Below are 18,340 nucleotides of genomic sequence, written 5' to 3'. Positions count from 1 at the left end.
CATTGCGCAGTTGCAAACGCATCCGCGGTCACGCGCCGTTTGGTGGCTGTGACATGTATTCGCTCATTGTAGGAGCAGTGCCTGTATAAAGTTCAAGTAATTTGTGAGCGCGCCCATGTGTGGGTCTATTCCTGCATGGATAGGAGGCATGAATGCGGACCGCGGGACGTGTGTTGAAATTTGCGTCGAGATGCGAATGGCAAGTGTGTGGATAGGAGAGGGACAAACCATACCGTCGTGTTGGCGGATTGCTCGATACACTGGCATTATGACGGTTTTGGGTGTGGGGCACGACGTGGTCGATGTGGAGGCGTTCGCGAACCAACTGGCTGAGCCGGGCACCCGTATGCGTGAGCTGTTTTCCGTGCGTGAGCAGCGTCTGTGCCATGGCCGGGCGACGGCCAAACATGACGGTGAAGCAGCGCATTTCGCGGCAAGATGGGCCGGCAAGGAAGCGGTGCTCAAGGCATGGTGCGAGGCGTTGGGAGAGCTGCCATACCCGTACACTGCGGACGATTTTCCGTGGAACAAGGTGGAGATATTGGACGATTCCCGTTCCAGGCCTCGCGTGACGCTCTCTGGTGACGTGGAGGCGAGGCTGCATGAATCGCTTGGACTGGCAGATATGGCCGGAACGATTCGGCCGATCGCAGCGAGTGGTGTGGCTGTGCCGGGCAATGCTGCTGGGTTGTCTGACACAGTTGCGAAGCCTGACATGGTTAGGAATCCTGACGCAGCTGGGTCGGCTGATACAGCTGCGTTAAACGGTGATGCCGCTGCGTTCGCAGGCACCGGCAGGGTTGCGGCTCCTAATATCTTTTGGCATGTCTCGCTGAGCCATGATGGCTCTGTGGCGAGCGCCGTGGTGGTGTTGGAGGGACGCTGCTGACTGCTGTTTCACTGTGAACTCTGCTTCTGTCCCTGATGTCGACCGTATTGTTGTGGTTGCTGGTGCCGCTGCCTACGTCAACAGTATGGCGCGTGCGGTTGTTTATGTTGTTAATGCTCACGTTATCCCCGCCTACGTTGCTGACACCCACGTTGTTGCTGCCCATGCCGGCTACGGCGATACCGGCACCGTCGCGCCGCCGTTTGAGATAGACCGCCACCATGGTAAATGCGAGAGCCGCGAGCATGACCGCCAGCAGTGTGCCCCGTGCCGTGCCTCCGGTCAACGGGATGGCGGCCACGGTAGGTATGAAGTGGAAGTCGGAGAATGTGACGGTCTGTTTGGGGTTGCCGTTGGACGGCGTCCATGTGATGTTGACGTCCACATGTCCGGTTTCGTGGGCCGGGGTGGTGGCGATGAAACGGTGCTGCTTCTGTTCGTAGCTGAAGGCGGTCGCCGGTGTGCCGCCGAATGTGATGGTGGTGGCGGGGGCGGGCATGGTCACCGGTCCCAAGGTGGCGCGCTGGGGCAGCGTGGTTTTGGCGCTTGCACTGCCGACCTGCCCGTTGCTGTTGTCTCCTGCGGCGTAGGTGTTGCCGTCGGTGCCGATGACCAGTGAGTGTGAGCCTCCGCCGCTGGCTTGGACGATGCCTGCACCGGTGGGAATATTGACCTTGGTGGGGGTGGCAATGTTCGTCGATGTGCTTGTGGAGCCGTTTGCGCTCTTGGAACAGTCGAGGGAGCTGGTGCGTGAAGTGCTGCACCCCAGCTGGCCTTTGTCGTTCTTGCCCCAAGTCCAGGCGGTGCCGGTGGAGTCGATGGCCAGGTTGTGGTTGCTGCCTGCGAATATCTGGGTGATGAAGGGCTGGGTTGCGCCTGTGCCGGGTATGGTGACCCGCTGGGGTGTGGGGTTGGCGGTCTTGGCGCCGCTGACGGTTCCCTGTCCCAGTTGTCCGTACTGGTTGCGCCCCCAAGCCCATACGTGTCCGTGCTCGTCGAGTCCTATGGTGTGGTCGGCGCCGACGCTGATGTCTCTGAACCGTATGCTGGTGGTGGAGGTAGCGCGACCGCCGCTTGTGCTTGTGCTTGTGCTTGTGCTGCTTGTGCCGCTTGCGCTCTTTGCAGCGCCTGCGCCGCCATTGTCCCTCGGGGAAGTGTCGCACGAATTCGACACAGCCACCTTGGTCGTCGAGGCGCCCGACGTGTCTGTTGCGGCGATGGCCTGTGGGGTTCCGCAGCCTTTGGTGGTGCCGTTGCCAAGCTGCCCGTAATCGTTGTATCCCCACGCCCATGTGTTGCCGTCGGCATCGGTGGCGATGCTGTGGCTGTTGCCGGCATACACCTTGGTGAACGTGACACCAGGCAAGTTGACTTCGACCGGTGTGGGGCTCAGGTAGCCGTCGCCGGTGCGTCCGTCGCCTAGCTCTCCGGCCTCGCCGTCGCCCCAGGCGTAGATGCGCCCGTTGTCGCCGAGTGCGAGTGAATGTCCACCGCCGGCGGCGATCTGCGTGGCGGTCACTCCTGCAGGAAGCGTGACCTTGAGCGGCGTGGTCTGGCTGATATGGTTGGCGCCGTTGCTGATGCGTCCGTCGCCGAGCTGCCCCTTGTCCCCGCAACCCCAAGTGTAGACGTTGCCGTCGTCGCCGATGGCCATGGAGTGGTACAGTCCTGCGCTGATGCGGATGAATCGCACCCCTACCGGCGTTTTGACCTTCACTGGAGAGGTGCGCGTGGCGGTGGTGCCGTCTCCCAGCCGCCCGTAGTTGTTCAGTCCCCAGGCGTAGGTGTTGCCGTCGGTGCCCAGCGCCAGCGAGTGCGAGCCTCCGGCGCTGACATGGTAGAAGCGCACGCCTGTGGGAGGGGTGACGGTGATGTCGGTTTTCCCGTAGTCGGGTGCCTCCATTGGTGTCATGCTGTGCCATTGGCTCCAATGCGCGGTGAGGGTGATCGGTTCGGTCACTGCTTTGGTGAAGTCGTAGGGGCGGTCCGTAGCGTCGTACCAGCCGTCGAAGTTCCAACCGTCCTTGGTGGGGTTGGTCTTGGGCATGAGTGCGATGTTGCCGCGATCGATGGTTTCGCACAGCTGGCCCAGTCCGGCGGGGCAGTGGGTGTCTGGCTTGTGTGGGCAGGTGTGGGTCGCCTTGGCGTCGGTGCCTGCGGGCAGGCTCCCGCCGTTGGTGGCGAAGCAGACGGGGTAGAAGTGTGGTGTCTCGGGAGCCGGGTGTTCCGGGTCGGAGCCGAGCGTGGAGGTATAGGTGTAGTGCAATCCGGCGTCGGGTTGCACGCCGGCGCTGCTTTCGCCGAGTTGCCAGGCGATGGTGACGGTGACCTTCCCGGCATCATGCGGCGGTGTGGTCACCGTCCACGTGCCGGTGTCGGGGTCGTAGACCGGTGCGGCGGTGGGTGTGCCGTCGAAGGCGACGGACAGGATCTTGACGATGCGCACCTTGATGGGAGTGGTTGTGGGGTCGGGCGAGGTTAGTCCCAGACCAAGCTGGCCGTTGGTGTTGGTGCCCCAGTCGTAGGCGTATTGGTCGTCGCAGGAGGCGAATGTGCCGAACTGCCCTGCGGAGATGCTGGTGACTTTGGTGTCTTGCGGCATGGCTATGTGAATGGGCGAGGTGACAGGGGCGTTGGGGTCGGTGGCACCGTCGCCAAGCTGGCCGTAGGTGTTGTCTCCCCAGGTCCAGAGTTGCCCGCGGTCGTCGAGGGCAATGCTATGCCGTCTGCCTACGCTGATTTGGGTGAATTCACTGCCGGCGGTGGCTGGTTTGGGTACGGCGGCGGGGGTTCGTGTGCTGGCGTTGGTGACGGTGGTGCCGCGCCCCAGCTGTCCGCGGTCGTTGGCACCCCACGCGTAGACGTTGCCGTCGCTGCCCAGTGCCAGCGTATGGACCTTGGCGGTGACGGATGAGGCTTTCCATGTGGTGTCGGTGTGTACGGTCTGTGGATGGTAGAGGTCTATTTTGGTTCCATGGGCGAAGCTGTCGTTGTAGATGTCCGGAACGAGCGTCGGTACGGTTTTCTTGCCGGTGTCCCCTAATCCGAGCTGACCGTAGTTGTTGATGCCCCAGGCGTAGGTGTTGTTGCTGACGCTTCCGTCCAAAAGGTGGTGGTATCCGGTGGCGATCACATATCCCGGACCGGCGCTGATGGCGGTGAAATGCTCGTCGTCCGGAACGCCGCGCACTTCGGTCGGTGCCAGCTGCAGCTTGGCGGTGGCTCCGATGCCCAGCTGGTTGTAGTAGTTGTTACCCCAGGCGTACGCTTTGCCGTCGTCGCCGATGGCCACCGCGAACCCGCATGAGGTGCTCACGTCGGTGAAGTGGATGGTGGTGCCCGGTGACGTGGCGGTTTCGCCGATCACCGGCAGTTTTACCTTCACGGGAGTGCTGCTGAAGTTGATGGCGGCCCCGTCTTTGGGCGCGTCTGTGGTGCAGGTTCCACCGATGGTCTTCGGTGCGGGAGTGGATGTTATCTGGTCGTTGGTCGGGGTCGTGGTGCCGCCTGTGCTGGCGGTGGCTCCGATGCCCAGCTGTCCCGAGGTGTTGCAGCCCCAGGCGTAGGTGTTGCCGTCGTCGCCGATGGCCAGCGCGCTGGTGCCGCCCATGCTGATGGTGGTGTAGCGGTGCACGCCGGCAGGCATGGTGAGCTTGACGGGTGCCAAGCGGTCGGTGGTAGTGCCGTCGCCGAGTTGGCCGTAGGTGTTGTCGCCCCAGGCGTAGATGGCTCCGTCGGTGGCGAGTGCCATGGAGGAGGAGGCGTTTTCATCGGTGGGTGACGGGTCTGCGGTGCTGGCTTGTGTGAAGGTGACGGCGGGTGGAGGGGTGATAGTGACGCTGTGTCCGCCCAAGTCGGCGCCGCTGTCGGGGGAGAGGGAGAAATCGTAGGGGTTAGCGAAGTCGGTGTCGTCGCTGATGTGGGGTTTGCTCACTGCAGTGCTTTGACTGGCCGGTGTCGTATTGCGGTCAGTCGGCGCGGCGTGGTCGGTGACCGATGGTGCCGGGGTGGGGATGGAAGTGCTGGTGGCGCCGCTGTCGGGGGTGTCGGCCGCGGCGGTGCCGGGGTGGATGAGCGTGGCGAGCAGGGTGAGTGCGGTGGCGAGCGTGAAGGCGAGAATGAAGGCGTATGCGGTGTGTATGGCGTGCGTTGAGATGGAGCGAGGATGCGTCTTGGCGAAGGTTTGGCTGTTGTTGGGGGTATGCGTACGACTGTTACGGGCACTGATTACGTGCATGACTATTGTCAATCCTTCACTAAACCATGTTTTGCCTAGTTTCTATCTTTATCTAGACAATGCGGTTGGAAAAAGTAATATGGAATTAGGCGAATGCTGGATATATTTCACAAATAAGCAGTGTGTGGTCGCTTTTGTAACCTAACATTGATTGTTTGTATGGTTTTTACCCGTAGTCTTAAACGCGTTGGAATTGAATCAATGACGTGTGGCTTCGTCGCCATGAGTCATGGAGCCGCTTGACAGAATCGAACTGTCGACCTTCTCATTACGAGTGAGACGCTCTACCAACTGAGCTAAAGCGGCAACGCCCGAGCGGCATTCGCCACCCGCGCACAAGACCACAACTATACTATGCACCTGAGATTTTCTGCACTCGCCGTGTCTTCCTCTTCTTGACAATGGTTTGCGAGACAATGGGCACATGAGTAGCGAGCATCAGCAGCACACACGGGAGAACGACCTCCAAGACTTCTACGCCATCGTGCCCGCGGGAGGCACAGGCTCTAGGCTGTGGCCGCTGAGCCGCGGTTCCAAGCCGAAATTCCTGTATGATTTGCTTGGCTCAGGGCGGACCCTGCTGCAATCCACATTCGCCCGTCTGGCGGCGCTCGCCTCTCCCGGCCACGTTGCGGTGAGTACCGGATGGCGGCATGCTGCGGCGGTGCATGAGCAGCTTCCTGATCTTGCTGCTTCCAACATGTTCGTTGAACCGGTGCCTCGTGATTCCACCGCAGCCATCGCGCTGGCCACAGCGGTCTTGGCCAGACGTCATGGCGAGCGCATCGTGGTTGGCTCCTTCGCGGCGGACCATGTCATCCGCGACACCGATTCCTTCTCAGCCTCGGTGCGTCAGGCGGTGGCCGCGGCCCGTGCCGGGTATGTCACCACCATCGGCATCTCAGCCTCGCGCCCTTCTACCGCCTTTGGGTACATTCGTCAGGGACGCGGCTTGGGGGAATCCATTCCCGACGCTCCAAACGCACGTCTGGTGGATAGCTTTGTTGAGAAGCCGGACGCTGCCACGGCTCAGGCATATCTGGCTACCGGCAAGTATCGTTGGAACGCCGGTATGTTCGTCATGCGGGCAGACGTGCTGTTGGAACGCCTTAAAGAGTACCGTCCCCACATGTATGAGGCCATTGAACGTATTGCTGATGCCTATGAACAGGCGGACGCGCAGTCGGGCCCCGAGTCTCGGCAGAGCATTGACGAAGCCATGGCCGCCTATTGGCCAGGCATTGAAAAAATCGCGTTCGACTATGCAGTGGCCGAACCGTTGAGCGCCGAGGGAGGGGTGGCGGTCATTCCCGGCGATTTTGGCTGGGATGATGTCGGCGATTTCAATTCGGTTGCTAATCTGCTTCCCAGTTCAGGTGAGAGGCGCATGAAAATTCTCGGGGATGCCGACTTGGTTGCTTCGCTTGACTGTGCCGGTGATGTGGTGGTGCCGTCCTCTGGCCGCACCGTCGCCTTGCTGGGAGTCAATGACATGGTGGTGGCGGACACTCCTGATGCGTTGCTCATTGCTCCGCGGGCGCGCGCGCAGGAGGTCAAAGACATGGTGGCTTACCTAGACCAAGAGGGCCGAGACGACATTCTGTGAGGTTCGTCTCGACCTGCGGTGTTTTCGCTGTCGGCTTTCGTGAGTAAATTGTGTGAAGGACGTTGGCGCGGACGCTGCATGTTAGTAGCAGTTACCTTGTATGACGCCGTGCCGCAACGAAAGGAACGTTATGGCTATCAATCCTCCTGTTGACGCCACGCAGACCCCACAGTGGGCCGCTTTGGAACAGCATTACCTCGATCTGCAGGACGAGGGCGTCAATCTCAAGCAGTGGTTCAAGGATGACCCGGAGCGCGTGGAAAAGCTGAGCTTCGACGCAGGAGACCTGCACTTCGACCTCTCCAAGAACCTCATCAAGCCTGAGACACTCAAGTTGTTCGCGGACTTGGCCAAGGCCGTCAAGCTCGACGAGCGCACCAAGGATATGTACTCCGGTGTGCACATCAACAACACCGAGGATCGTGCCGTGTTGCACACCGCTCTGCGCCGCCCTGCCAGTGATGAAGGCAAGTATGTGGTCGACGGTCAGGACACTGTGGCCGACGTGCGCGAGGTGCTTGAGCGTATCTACGCGTTTGCCCGTAAGGTGCGCTCCGGCGAGTGGACCGGTGTGACCGGCAAGAAGATTGAGACCGTGGTCAACATCGGCATCGGTGGCTCCGATTTGGGTCCCGTCATGGTGTACGAGGCGCTCAAGCCCTATGCTGACGCCGGCATCTCAGCACGCTATGTCTCCAACATCGACCCCAACGATATCGCTGAGAAGACGAAGGGCCTCGACCCTGAGACCACGCTCTTCATTGTTGTTTCCAAGACCTTCACCACGCTCGAGACGCTGACGAATGCCCGTGAGGCACGCACCTGGCTACTCGAGGCGCTCAAGGCTTCCGGCGCCATTGATGGCAGCGATGAGAAGAACGCTGAAGCTGTCTCCAAGCACTTCGTCGCCGTCTCCACCAACCTTGACGCCGTCGCCGAGTTCGGTATCGACCCCAACAACGCCTTCGGCTTCTGGAACTGGGTGGGTGGCCGCTACTCCGTGGAGTCCGCCGTCGGCACCTCGCTCGCCGTGGTCTTCGGCCCCGAGCGTTTCGAGGAATTCCTCGCAGGCTTCCATGAGATTGACGAATACTTCGCCAACACTCCGTTCGAGGAGAACGTCGTGGCGCTCATGGGCGTGATGAACGTGTGGTACCGCAACTTCTTCAAGGCAGCCTCCCATGCAGTGCTGCCCTACGATCAGTACCTGCACCGCTTCCCGGCCTACCTGCAGCAGCTCACGATGGAATCCAACGGCAAGTCCGTGCGCTGGGACGGCACCCCCGTCACCTCCGACACCGGCGAGATTTTCTGGGGCGAGCCCGGCACGAACGGCCAGCACGCCTTCTACCAGCTCATTCACCAGGGCACGCAGCTCATCCCTGCCGACTTCATCGCCTTTGCCAACACCCCGAACCCCGCCAAGGACAGCGGCCAGGACGTGCACGAGCTGTTCCTGGGCAACTACTTGGCCCAGACTAAGGCGCTTGCGTTCGGCAAGACCGCAGAGGAAGTGCGTGCCGAAGGCACTGCCGAGGAGATCGTGCCCGCGCGCATCTTCACCGGCAACCGACCCACCACGTCCATCTTCGGCGACGCCCTCACCCCCAAGTCGCTTGGCGAGCTGATCGCGCTTTACGAGCACATCACCTTCACTGAGGGCACCATCTGGGGTATTGACTCCTTCGATCAGTGGGGCGTGGAACTCGGCAAGCAGCTGGCGCGAGAGATCACTCCGGCCATCTCTCAGGATGACGACGCTTTGGCGGCGCAGGACGCCTCCACCCAGTCGCTTATCCGCTACTACCGTGCACACCGCAAGTAAGCGCAGCTAAGTAACACGCAATCGGCGTGAGTCGGACTCTGTCAAAGGGTTCGGCTCGCGCCGATTTTTATTTCGGCTGGGTGTGTCGCCTTGGGTAAGTATAATGTGACTCGGTTTAAGCCGGGAATTGGACTGCTGCATGGGTTCGGTTTCTTTCAGTTCAGCTGGCCTATGGCATTGCTTCAGGCGCAGCGAATCGGTGGGCTTTCGGTCAGGGTTCTGGCTGAAACGAGTTTGGGTGCGGCCGGCGTCGTTTTCCGACGATTGTCGTGCCCCGTATTTGTGCGCTGACATGCGGCAGCGACAGGTGAAAACAATGGTTAACGCTATTGAGGCATTCGATGCCAAGCACATGAAGGCCAGCGAGGACATCCCGGACTTCCGCCCGGGAGACACTGTCGAGGTCAACGTCAAGATTCAGGAGGGCAACAACTCCCGTATCCAGGCGTTCACCGGCGTGGTCATCGCCCGTCAGGGCGCCGGCGTGCGCGAGACCTTCGTGGTGCGTAAGGTCAGCTTCGGAACCGGTGTGGAACGTCGCTTCCCCCTGCACTCCCCGGTGATTGATTCCATCAAGGTAACTCGCCGTGGTCGCGTGCGTCGCGCCAAGCTGTACTACCTGCGCAACCTGCGCGGCAAGGCTGCTCGAATCGTCGAGCGCCAGGATCACACCGCTAAGAAGGCGTGAGGCACCAGCGTGTGAGTGTACGGTCGAGCTCATTGGTCGTTGCTCGCGCGTTGTGGAGCCGGGTTGTTTCCCTTGTTCGACTGTGTCGGTGGGAAGCACCCGGCTTCTGTGTTATTCTGTAAGGAATATGCACCTGCCATGTATGATATCTGGCAGCACTGGGCGCAGCGGAAGAGGGGGTTGTGTTCAGATTTGTGCATACCGTGCATGAATAAGCACTGTTTATGCATGACATGGAGTATGATGAGTCAGTGTGCGTGCAAAAGACCGCAATGTTCAGGTGAGGCGCGCACTGTTAGCTTATAGAGGAAGGGGCGCAGAAGTTGTTGAGAAGCAATGAGAGCGATGATGCCCTGCGCTCGTACCGACGAGTAGACGGAACCGATAATCGTGGCGGATGGGATGCCGTGCCTGACATAGATCGGGTTCGTCTTGAGCGGCAGCAAAGTGAGTATGCACCTTCATATCGCCAGTATGGCGGTGCTGATTATCGGCCGGCCTCAGCTCAGACTTCAAGGTACTCTGCTCCGGCCGATGTGCCTCTGCGCGATTCGTGGCGTGAAGATGAGACGCGGCGGTATGAAGGTTCGTGGCGTGCAGAAGCACCATCTGCGTATGATTCAGGCTCCTCTGCTTGGAGTGAGCGCCGGCCGGCGCCGAGCAGGGAAGTCCCTGATCTGCAGGCGTCGGATTTGCATGCACCGCTTCCCAGTGAGGGACATTCTGCTCCATACAGTTACGGTGCGGCCGATGAGTACCGTTCTCAGGAACGCTACCGTGAGACCGGGTATCGTGATGACGAGTATGGCGCAGGTCGTTACCGCGATTCTGCGCAGGCTGATGTTGATCTGGCCGCATGGCGGCATGATGGGTATCACGCCCAGCCTTCATATGACGATTCTCTTTCGTATGGCTCAAGGTACGATGCCCCGCACGTTGAGCCTTCTGGGTATGGCACCCCACATTACGGCGATTCCACGTATCGCACGTCTCGTTGGGATGATGAGCCGCGCAGTGGAGCCTATGAGCCACGGTACGGCGTGCACGATGAGTCACCGTCACGCGAACCTGCGGATTATTCGTACGCCCGCCATGAACCCGCAGAGGCTGCTTCTGATTCAGTGACGGGGCATGGCCTTTCCGACTATTATGCGGCTGACTACCATATGCCGTCAGATGCTCATGCAGACTTTCATGCTGCTCCATCGCACCGCGATGAGAGAGCGGACTATGCACCTAGTGATCGTTACCGGAACGACGTGACGCAGTATACGTCCGCTGGCAGGTATGATGACGAGAGCTCATATGATTCCCGCAACGCCTACCGGTATGGCTCGGCATATGGTTCGGGTGAGGCAGACCGCATGGAGTCGCCGTATTCCGCTGGAGCAGCACCCTCGTCCAGCGGACCGTACCTGAGCGAATCTCCTTCGACTGGCGTTTCCTACACCGGTGCCTTGCCGGTTTCCAGAGGGTATGAGGATTTCGGGCGATACCGCACCCCAGAAAGCAGCTATGATACGCATGCTGACGAGAGGGTGAGGGACTACTCGGCGTCAGATAACTACTCGCCCGACTACGCGTCATCGTATCATTACCATCCCGAATCCTATGCCTCAAGCGCTTCTTCCACGTACGAAGCACCACACGGTGCCGATCAGTACGGTGTGGACCAATATGGTACAGGCCAATACGGCGCACAGAGCCGCTATCGTGATGAACCATATGCGGCGACATATGAAGAGCCGAGCGGCTATGGTGCCGTGCCACAGTCTCACGATTACGGTCAGAGCGATGCTGCTACGGTGAGTGATGCCGCACCGGTGCTTGACCCTGTGCCGGAAGCAGCGCCACACACGCGCAATTCGGTCGGGCGCCTGCTCGGTGTGCATGATGCATACGCGGCATCACCCAACCCGCAGCCGGGCGATAGTCAAGATGTCGGCAAGCCCTCCGCCACTTCCGCTGTCAACGGCAGCGCAGCGGCACGACAGCAGGCACCTTCTAGCATACCGTCGGCAGATCCGCAACATGGTGAAAGCGCTGCAGCAGCCTCCAGTAGTGCACCGTCATCGGCTGCCGCTGAGGTTCGCAATGCTGTGGGTGCAGCTGGTTCTGTACCCCCGTCAGGTTCTTCTCAAGGTGCAGTGCCCACTAGGGCCATCAACACGACTGTCGCTGCTGGTGAAGGGGCATCGTTGGCGAAGAGCAGTCGCCCAGAGGCAGAAATCGTCAAAGAGTCTGGCGATGTCTCAACGAAAACCGCTGACAAAGACAGGTTTACTATCAAAGACTTCATGATCTTTATCGCGTTGCCGGTGGTGCTGGTGCTGTGCGTCCGCATCTTCCTGGTCGGTGTCTACCGTGTGCCGTCCGGTTCCATGATGGATACCATCGAAATCGGAGACCATCTCATCACCAACAAATTGGCTCCCAAACTTGTCAAGCCCAAGCGAGGAGATGTGGTGGTCTTCAAAGACCCCGCGAACTGGCTGAGCGCAGAACGCGCCTCCGGTACCGACACACTCGTCAAGCGCTTGATCGGCCTGCCGGGAGACACCGTGGCGTGCAAGGGCAAAGGGTCGCCGATCACCATCAATGGCAAGGCTATCGACGAGAGCGTCTACCTGAAAACAGGCGTGTCTCCCAGCGATTTTCCCTTCGAAGTCAAGGTGAAAGCAGGCAATATATTCGTGCTGGGAGACAATCGCTCGAACTCCGCCGATTCCAGGTATCATACCAATGATGGCAACAATGGTTTGGTGCCCATACGCAATATCAAGGGCGTAGGGCTGTTTACCATCTGGCCGCTTAATCGCATCGGGTCTCTCTCGTCGCATCATGAGGTGTTCAAGAGCGTGCCTGATGCCGATTCGAGAACGGGCCGATGAATGCCACGCACGTCGCGCCCACCCTGGAACTGGAACGTGAGCTGGCCGGTAGTGGTTTCGACTGTATTGTAGGGTTCGACGAGGTCGGGCGTGGGGCGCTTGCCGGCCCGGTCATGGTCGGAGCTGCGGCCATGTGGGCTTCGGATGTGATGCACGCGGATGTTCCTGAAGGTTTGGCTGATTCCAAGCTGCTGACACCGCGCCGCCGTGAGCGTATGGTGGAACCGTTGCGTTCATGGTGCGCTGCCAGTGCGGTAGGGCAGGCCAGCAACGATGAGATCGACGATTGGGGCATCTCGACGGCACTCGGGGTGGCGGCGTTGCGTGCATTGTGTGATGTCGAGCAGCAGCTCGGCGTTGCGCCGACCCATGCTGAGCCTGCCGGGAACATTCGCGTCGGCGCGATTCTCGACGGCCCGAACGATTATATTTCCGCCGCAGCGGGGACACTCATGGCACCGGTTGTGCCGGTGGCGGCCGCTGTACGAACCCAAATCAAGGCTGATCAGAGCTGTGCACTGGTTTCCGCCGCATCGGTGGTGGCGAAGGTGACTCGCGACCATCTCATGGAACAGCTGGCCGCGAGCAGCAGAGCGTATGAGCCATATGGTTGGGAAAGCAACAAGGGGTATGGTTCGAAAGCGCATCGCGAAGCCATAGCGCGGCTGGGACCAAGCGACTTGCATAGGGTGAGCTGGCACTTGGTATGAGCGGCAGCGGCAATGGTGTTGTTCGTGGTTCGAGCGGCAACGTATCTGAGCGTGCGAGCGCATCAGACAAGCGTCCCTCGATAAACAAGCGCCCTTCTATTTTTGATGTGGCTCAATTGGCGGGCGTGAGCCATCAGACGGTCTCTCGTGTCATCAATCATGCCCCGCACGTCAGCGAGGCAACGCGCCGCAAAGTGCAGCAGGCCATTGAAATGTTGGGATACCGGCCAAGCAATTCCGCACGCACGCTGGCATCAAGCCGCTCGCACACTGTTGCAGTGGTGGCGGGAGGACTGAACCGACCTGGGGACGCATCCGTGATCGCTGCCATTGATGCGCTGGCCATGAACAATGGACTGTTCGTCACCATCGCCATGATGCGTGATGCACTATGCACACAACGTGAGTTCGAAAACCGGTGTTTTGCCTTGGAAGAGCAGAACGTGGATGCTTACATTGTGATAGCTCCCACCGATGCAATGTTTTCCGCGGCGTGCAAGATGAGATTGAGCAAGCCTCGTGTGCTGGTCACGGCTACCCACGGCGGGTTGAGCATGGCGCAGGCTGGCCGCACCATGCGCAGCGAAGAGCGTCGCCATACCGCCATTGTGGGCGTGGATCAATGGGGTGCAGTGCGTGACGTGGCGGTGCTGCTCAATAGGCTCGGACACCGTTCCGCCTGGTATTTTGCCGGTCCGTTGCAGTGGAGGGATGCTGTCACGCGTTTGGCGGCATGGCGTAAGGTGAGTGCAAGCGTACCGATCGACTCCACCGTGGTGCAATGCGATTCGTGGGATTCCTCCGAAGCGTATTTCAGAATGAACCACGAACTTGATGCCAGCGGATCCTCAGGCGCGGCTCGACCCACGGTTGTGGTGACCGCCAACGATGCCCAGGCGGTGGGTGTGGCGCGTGCGCTGCATGAACACGGTCTGCGTATTCCTCAAGATGTGAGCGTGGTCGGGTTTGACGACATGCTTGCCATGAACGATATGCTGCCGCCGCTTACCACGGTCAGGCCGGACTTCGAACAGCTGGGTTCCGCTGCCATGCGTGAAGCATTGCGTTTGCTTGGTGACGGTGGTGAGACAGCGTTTTCGGCGTATGCGCATGGTGCAGGTCTGGTGCCGGCGAATGTGGTGCAGCGCAGGTCTTTGGGTACTGCTGCGCGAGCTTAAGCGGGTGGCGTATTTGTTGGTTCGTTCGTGCATAGTGGCATGAAAGGGTGGGCGTGATGCTCCGGGGTGTTGTATGCCACATTCCGTGTGGTGTCATGGCTAAGATGATGGGGACGGCATGCGAGTTGGTGCCTGTGTGAAAGGCTGGGAAATGATTGACAAGCGGTTATGGTCCGTCTCGAGACGCACCGGCCTTGCGGCTGCGATGAAGGTGGCGTCGCAGTGGGTGTCGCTGTTGGCGGACATAGGGTTTGTGTACGCAGTCGTAGGTTTTTTAGGTAGCTTGGTTTCTCAGATTGATCGTTCTTCTGCTTCCGCGGTGACGTTCGGCGTTATGAACAGCAGCGGAAGAGAAGCTGAAACGGGTGCCGCATTCAACGCATTTCCTGACGATATTTCGGCTTTCGTCCTGGCGTTCGTCGTGGTGATGCTGATTAAATACTGTGCGGTGCGCATTACCAGATATTGTGGTACCAAAGCCTCGGAACAGATTAAGCTCACGTTGCGCGAACAGCTGTATGCCAAGATGCTTGACCTTGGCCCTTCTTACCGTCAGCAGGTCAACGGTGCGGATGTGGTGCGCAGTGCAGGAGCGGGAATCGACGCCGTGCAGCGTGTCTTTGAGTCGTTGGTACCGCAATTATGCTTCGCTGTAGTGGCTCCGCTCACCTTGTTTGTCGTGGAACTGTCGCTTAACGCACCTGGCGCGTGGGTTGGTTTTGTGTGCGCTGTGATCGTGGTGTTGGTGGTATGGTTGATGCCGTTGCATGCCTTGGCTCCTGTAGTGATGAACGCGGTGGCATATTGTGGCGGTGCCTGTGGTATTGCCATGGCTTTCTGGCAGTATGCACAAGGCCGTATCAGCATGCCAGCCGCGCTGATTGCATCCCTGCTGTCGTGCATGGTGATTCAGCCGATTCATGGTCTGGCCTCGTGTCTGCCACTTGCTCGACAGGGCAAAAATGCCGCTGACCGTATCTTCGCATTGCTTGATGTGCAGGCGCCCAAGCGAGGCGCGCAATCCTTGCCTGGCGGTGCTGACAATGTTGAAGTGGTATTTGATGGTGTCGGTTATGACTATGACAAGGTGACGTCTCATAACGGCAGGAAGGCGAGCGTCGGTGACGAGGCAGATGAGGACGGCGCGGACGAACATGTGAACGTGGCGGCTCTGCACGATGTCAGCTTTGCGGCGAAGTCGGGCCAATTGACGGCATTGGTAGGAGACAAGGGGGCTGGCAAGAGTACCGCAGCCTTGCTTATGGCCGGCACGTATACCGGATATACCGGTTCGGTGCGTCTGAATTATTCGGTATTGGGCAGGCCTGGCCGGTGCGAAGTCAACGATGCGTCGGTGGATTCCATCGTATCCATGGTCGCTGTGGTTTCGGCTGATGATCACCTGTTTGAAGGTACACTGCGCGACAACCTGCTTATGGCCAACGCGCAGGCCGGGGCAAACGACATGTGGCTGGCGTTGAGCCGCGCTCGCATCGATGGATTCATATACCGCCAGCGAGACGGTTTGGACATGCGTATTGAATGCGGCGGGAGCAACCTGACTCCTGGGCAGCGTCAACGTATCGTTCTTGCGCGGGCTGTGCTGCGCGACAGCAAGGTGTATGTGTTCGACGACATTGCTCGCGATGTGGATTTGGAAAGCGAGCAGCTGATGCTTGCTGCCATCCGCAAGCTGGCACGCACCAAGACCGTGATCATGGTGACGCGCAAGTTGTCTGATGTGGTGGCTGCCGACCAGATTGTGGTGTTCGACGGTGGAACCGTAGCTGAAACTGGTACGCATGGTGAGCTGATTGAGGCCAGAGGTCTGTACGCCACCATGTTCAGGAATCAGAGCGAAGCTGTGCAAAATAGCGGCGGCGTAGGTGACGGTTCGGCACAGGCTGTGCAGTCCGGTGCCAAGGCGAATGAGGGCGGTGATGTGCCTGGACACACGTCGGCGCCGGCGAGCATCGATGTCGATGAGATGGGGGGCGGTTCCGCTGGTGCTGTGGTGCCTGCTGCTGACCCCAAGCGCGGTGCCATCGGTCGGTTTGTGCAGGCGGTCGGTGTGTTCTTGGCAGGCACTGTGGGGCACTTGAGCGAGGTATTCCTGTTGATGGGTGGAGTGCTGGCTCTTGTCGCTCAATCCGGCCACCCGTGGTGGCAGATGGATGCCGGACCGGCCTTGTCGCTGATGGCTGTATGTGCTCTCTTGTGTGTAGCTATGCGTTGGCTGGGGAGCAGCAGGCTGGTGCATCCGGGAGGAGCGCGTGTGAACCGTGCCGTGGCATTGGTGTCTTCCGTAGTGCTGGTGGTGGTCATGGGGCTGCTGAACGTGTGGTGTGCTGTGCTGCTGGTGTTGCTGTATCTTGTCGCCGGTGTGCTGTTCCCGCGGGTGCATGACGCCAGTGTGCGTGGCATCAAGCCCAGGTTGAAACGGCATGTGGAGAATCTTGATGCTGCGGTGCTGGATGATATGCAAGGATTGAATGAAATCACTCGCTTCCAGCAAGGTGGGATTCGGCTGAAGCTTCTTGCTGAACGAAGCCATAAGCTGTGGTTGGAGCGAGGTCGGATGAGCCGCCGCGTCGGTATCTTTGAGGGAATGAACGCGGTGCTTGCCATGATTTCGGTGCTTGGTGAATCGTTGCTCGCGCTTATGTTCTTGCGTGCTGATGGTGCTGGTGCGGTTTCTGGCTTGCTGGTTGTCGTGCTCACCATGGCGGCGTTGAAGCCGGCGTTTGATCTGCGTGCTGTACCGACTCGCCCGGAGGAGGAGTGAGGCGCGCTGCAGGAAGCGGTTCGTAAAATGACAAAGTCATTGTTCTAGTATATATTCATAACACTGTATAGTGATGATGAATGGTACGAAGAATGGTGACGCATGGGATTTATGGGATGGCATGGTATGTTGGCGCGCCATGCATGGCATTGGCCGGGTGCGAGTGCTCAGAACGGTTCGCATTTCTCTCGGAAGCGGCTGAACACGGGTTCTTTGCGGTTCAGGCTCATGGTGCTTTTGGCTTTGGCGGTACTCACCGGCGTCTTGATGGGCATGGCTTTGCCTCATGTGAGCAAGCCTTTTGCGCAGATGACCGGGCAATATGTTGCGATCGGTCCCGCCGCTGAAATTCTCGCCGGGCTGCGCACGGATGATATGCCGGATGCAACCGGGTACCGGCGTGAGGTGTTTGCCTACAATACCACCGACGATGACGGCAATGGCTGTACAGTGCGTGACGATGTGCTCTCAAGAGACTTGGAAGATGTGCGGTATCGCATTGCGGGAGGTTGTGCGGTGGGGTCGGGGCGATTGAATGATCCGTATACCGGCAAGAGCATTGACTTTGTGCGAGGCAAGACCACGAGTTCTGCTGTGCAGATAGACCATGTGGTGGCATTGGAGAATGCATGGCAGTCTGGTGCGCGCGAATGGGACACCGACCGGCTGCAAGCGTTTGGCAATGACACATACAATCTGCTGGCTGTTGATGGTCCGGCCAATCAGCAGAAAGGCTCTGCCTCCGCAGCTTACTGGTTGCCTTCCCGGCATTCGTATCAGTGCGGCTATGTTGCTCGCCAGATTGGCGTGAAATCTGCATACGACCTGACTGTGACTACCCCCGAGCGTCAGGCGATGGGCGCGGTCCTCAAGCATTGCCCCAGTCAATCCATCCCGGAGTGGAGGGGCTGACGTCCCACGATCTTGTTTGAGTAGTGGTCGTGTAGTGCGTAGGAAAGTGCTCGCGGAACGAGCTCATGGTGGTGTTGATACGTTCAGTAGGGACGGAAAGCAGGGTATGACGTTCTTTCGATATTGCAGTTTGGTGGATTTTCAACGTTTTGTTTTAGGGCAAAGAGTGTTGTAGGCGGATTTGTCCCTACTGAATGAAGTGGTGTGTTCTTATTTGACGAAGAGGTGTGTGTTTCCTGCTGGCGAGAGTTGCGTCAGTAAATTGGGAAGGCCCACACCTGCATGGTGTGGGCCTTCTGGTTATTGGCTGGGATGCCGGTGGTGTGTTGGTTGTTGGATTATTTGCTGATCCAACAACCAGTGCCTATTGCATTACTGGTTGGCTCGCTTGTTACGCAAGTGGACCAGCGCGGCCGCCACGGCAAGCAGCGCCAAGGCGATGATGCTACCGAGTAATACTCCGGTGCCGCCGGTGAAGGGCATGCGGGTGATGGTCTTGTTGTAGACCACGTTCACGGTCAGGGTGCGGTCGGAGGTGTTCCGGTTGGCTGGGTCGGTGGGGTCGAAGTACACGACTTCGTAGCGGCCTGATGCGTCGTAGCCGGTGCCGTTTCCCATA

Annotated in this window: 11 protein-coding genes and 1 tRNA gene; 9 read left to right on the top strand and 3 right to left on the bottom strand. The window is 59.3% G+C overall.

Features of this window, described 5'->3' with window-relative positions:
• Positions 1-268 precede the first annotated feature (268 nt).
• Positions 269-889: a 4'-phosphopantetheinyl transferase superfamily protein gene (locus tag AC3B5A_RS03720; RefSeq protein ID WP_489798995.1), complete on the top strand. Its 621-nt coding sequence runs from the start codon at positions 269-271 to the stop codon at positions 887-889.
• Here AC3B5A_RS03720 and AC3B5A_RS03715 read toward each other — a convergent pair.
• The gene (locus tag AC3B5A_RS03715) at positions 810-5,126 is read right to left on the bottom strand and encodes an RCC1 domain-containing protein (protein ID WP_489798993.1); all 4,317 of its coding nucleotides are present in this window, start codon (positions 5,124-5,126) and stop codon (positions 810-812) included. The two genes, AC3B5A_RS03720 and AC3B5A_RS03715, sit on opposite strands and share 80 nt — an antisense overlap.
• Positions 5,127-5,356: 230 nt before the next feature.
• Positions 5,357-5,432: transfer RNA gene (locus AC3B5A_RS03710), tRNA-Thr, on the bottom strand.
• A gap of 118 nt (positions 5,433-5,550) precedes the next feature.
• On the opposite strand from AC3B5A_RS03710, the gene AC3B5A_RS03705 reads away from it, so the two are divergent.
• The 8 genes from AC3B5A_RS03705 (at position 5,551) to AC3B5A_RS03670 (ending at position 17,721) form a co-directional block, all read left to right on the top strand.
• Entirely contained in the window at positions 5,551-6,732 is a 1,182-nt protein-coding gene (locus AC3B5A_RS03705; RefSeq protein WP_489798991.1) for a mannose-1-phosphate guanylyltransferase, read from the top strand.
• A gap of 130 nt (positions 6,733-6,862) precedes the next feature.
• On the top strand, positions 6,863-8,557 hold the full coding sequence (gene pgi, locus AC3B5A_RS03700) for a glucose-6-phosphate isomerase (RefSeq protein WP_489798989.1): 1,695 nt from the start codon (positions 6,863-6,865) through the stop codon (positions 8,555-8,557).
• 316 nt (positions 8,558-8,873) lie between these two features.
• A complete protein-coding gene (gene rplS / locus AC3B5A_RS03695) occupies positions 8,874-9,245 on the top strand; it encodes a 50S ribosomal protein L19 (protein WP_489798987.1) in 372 nt (123 codons plus the stop codon).
• 2,009 nt (positions 9,246-11,254) lie between these two features.
• Entirely contained in the window at positions 11,255-12,136 is an 882-nt protein-coding gene (lepB, locus tag AC3B5A_RS03690; protein ID WP_489799266.1) for a signal peptidase I, read from the top strand.
• Positions 12,133-12,846, top strand: a complete 714-nt coding sequence (gene rnhB, locus AC3B5A_RS03685; protein WP_489798985.1) for a ribonuclease HII — start codon at positions 12,133-12,135, stop codon at positions 12,844-12,846. The genes lepB and rnhB overlap by 4 nt, the downstream gene beginning before the upstream one ends.
• Before the next feature lie 98 nt (positions 12,847-12,944).
• On the top strand, positions 12,945-14,024 hold the full coding sequence (locus AC3B5A_RS03680; RefSeq protein ID WP_489799264.1) for a LacI family DNA-binding transcriptional regulator: 1,080 nt from the start codon (positions 12,945-12,947) through the stop codon (positions 14,022-14,024).
• A gap of 136 nt (positions 14,025-14,160) precedes the next feature.
• Entirely contained in the window at positions 14,161-16,809 is a 2,649-nt protein-coding gene (locus tag AC3B5A_RS03675) for an ATP-binding cassette domain-containing protein (RefSeq protein WP_489798983.1), read from the top strand.
• A gap of 126 nt (positions 16,810-16,935) precedes the next feature.
• On the top strand, positions 16,936-17,721 hold the full coding sequence (locus AC3B5A_RS03670) for an HNH endonuclease family protein (RefSeq protein WP_489799262.1): 786 nt from the start codon (positions 16,936-16,938) through the stop codon (positions 17,719-17,721).
• Positions 17,722-18,093: 372 nt separating this feature from the next.
• On the opposite strand, the gene AC3B5A_RS03665 is transcribed toward AC3B5A_RS03670, so the two are convergent.
• Positions 18,094-18,340 (bottom strand): hypothetical protein (locus AC3B5A_RS03665; RefSeq protein WP_489798981.1); only part of this gene is annotated, 247 nt, incomplete at its 5' end.

This window comes from Bifidobacterium sp. ESL1133 (genome assembly GCF_058107325.1).
This window is presented reverse-complemented; position numbering and strand designations above follow the sequence as displayed.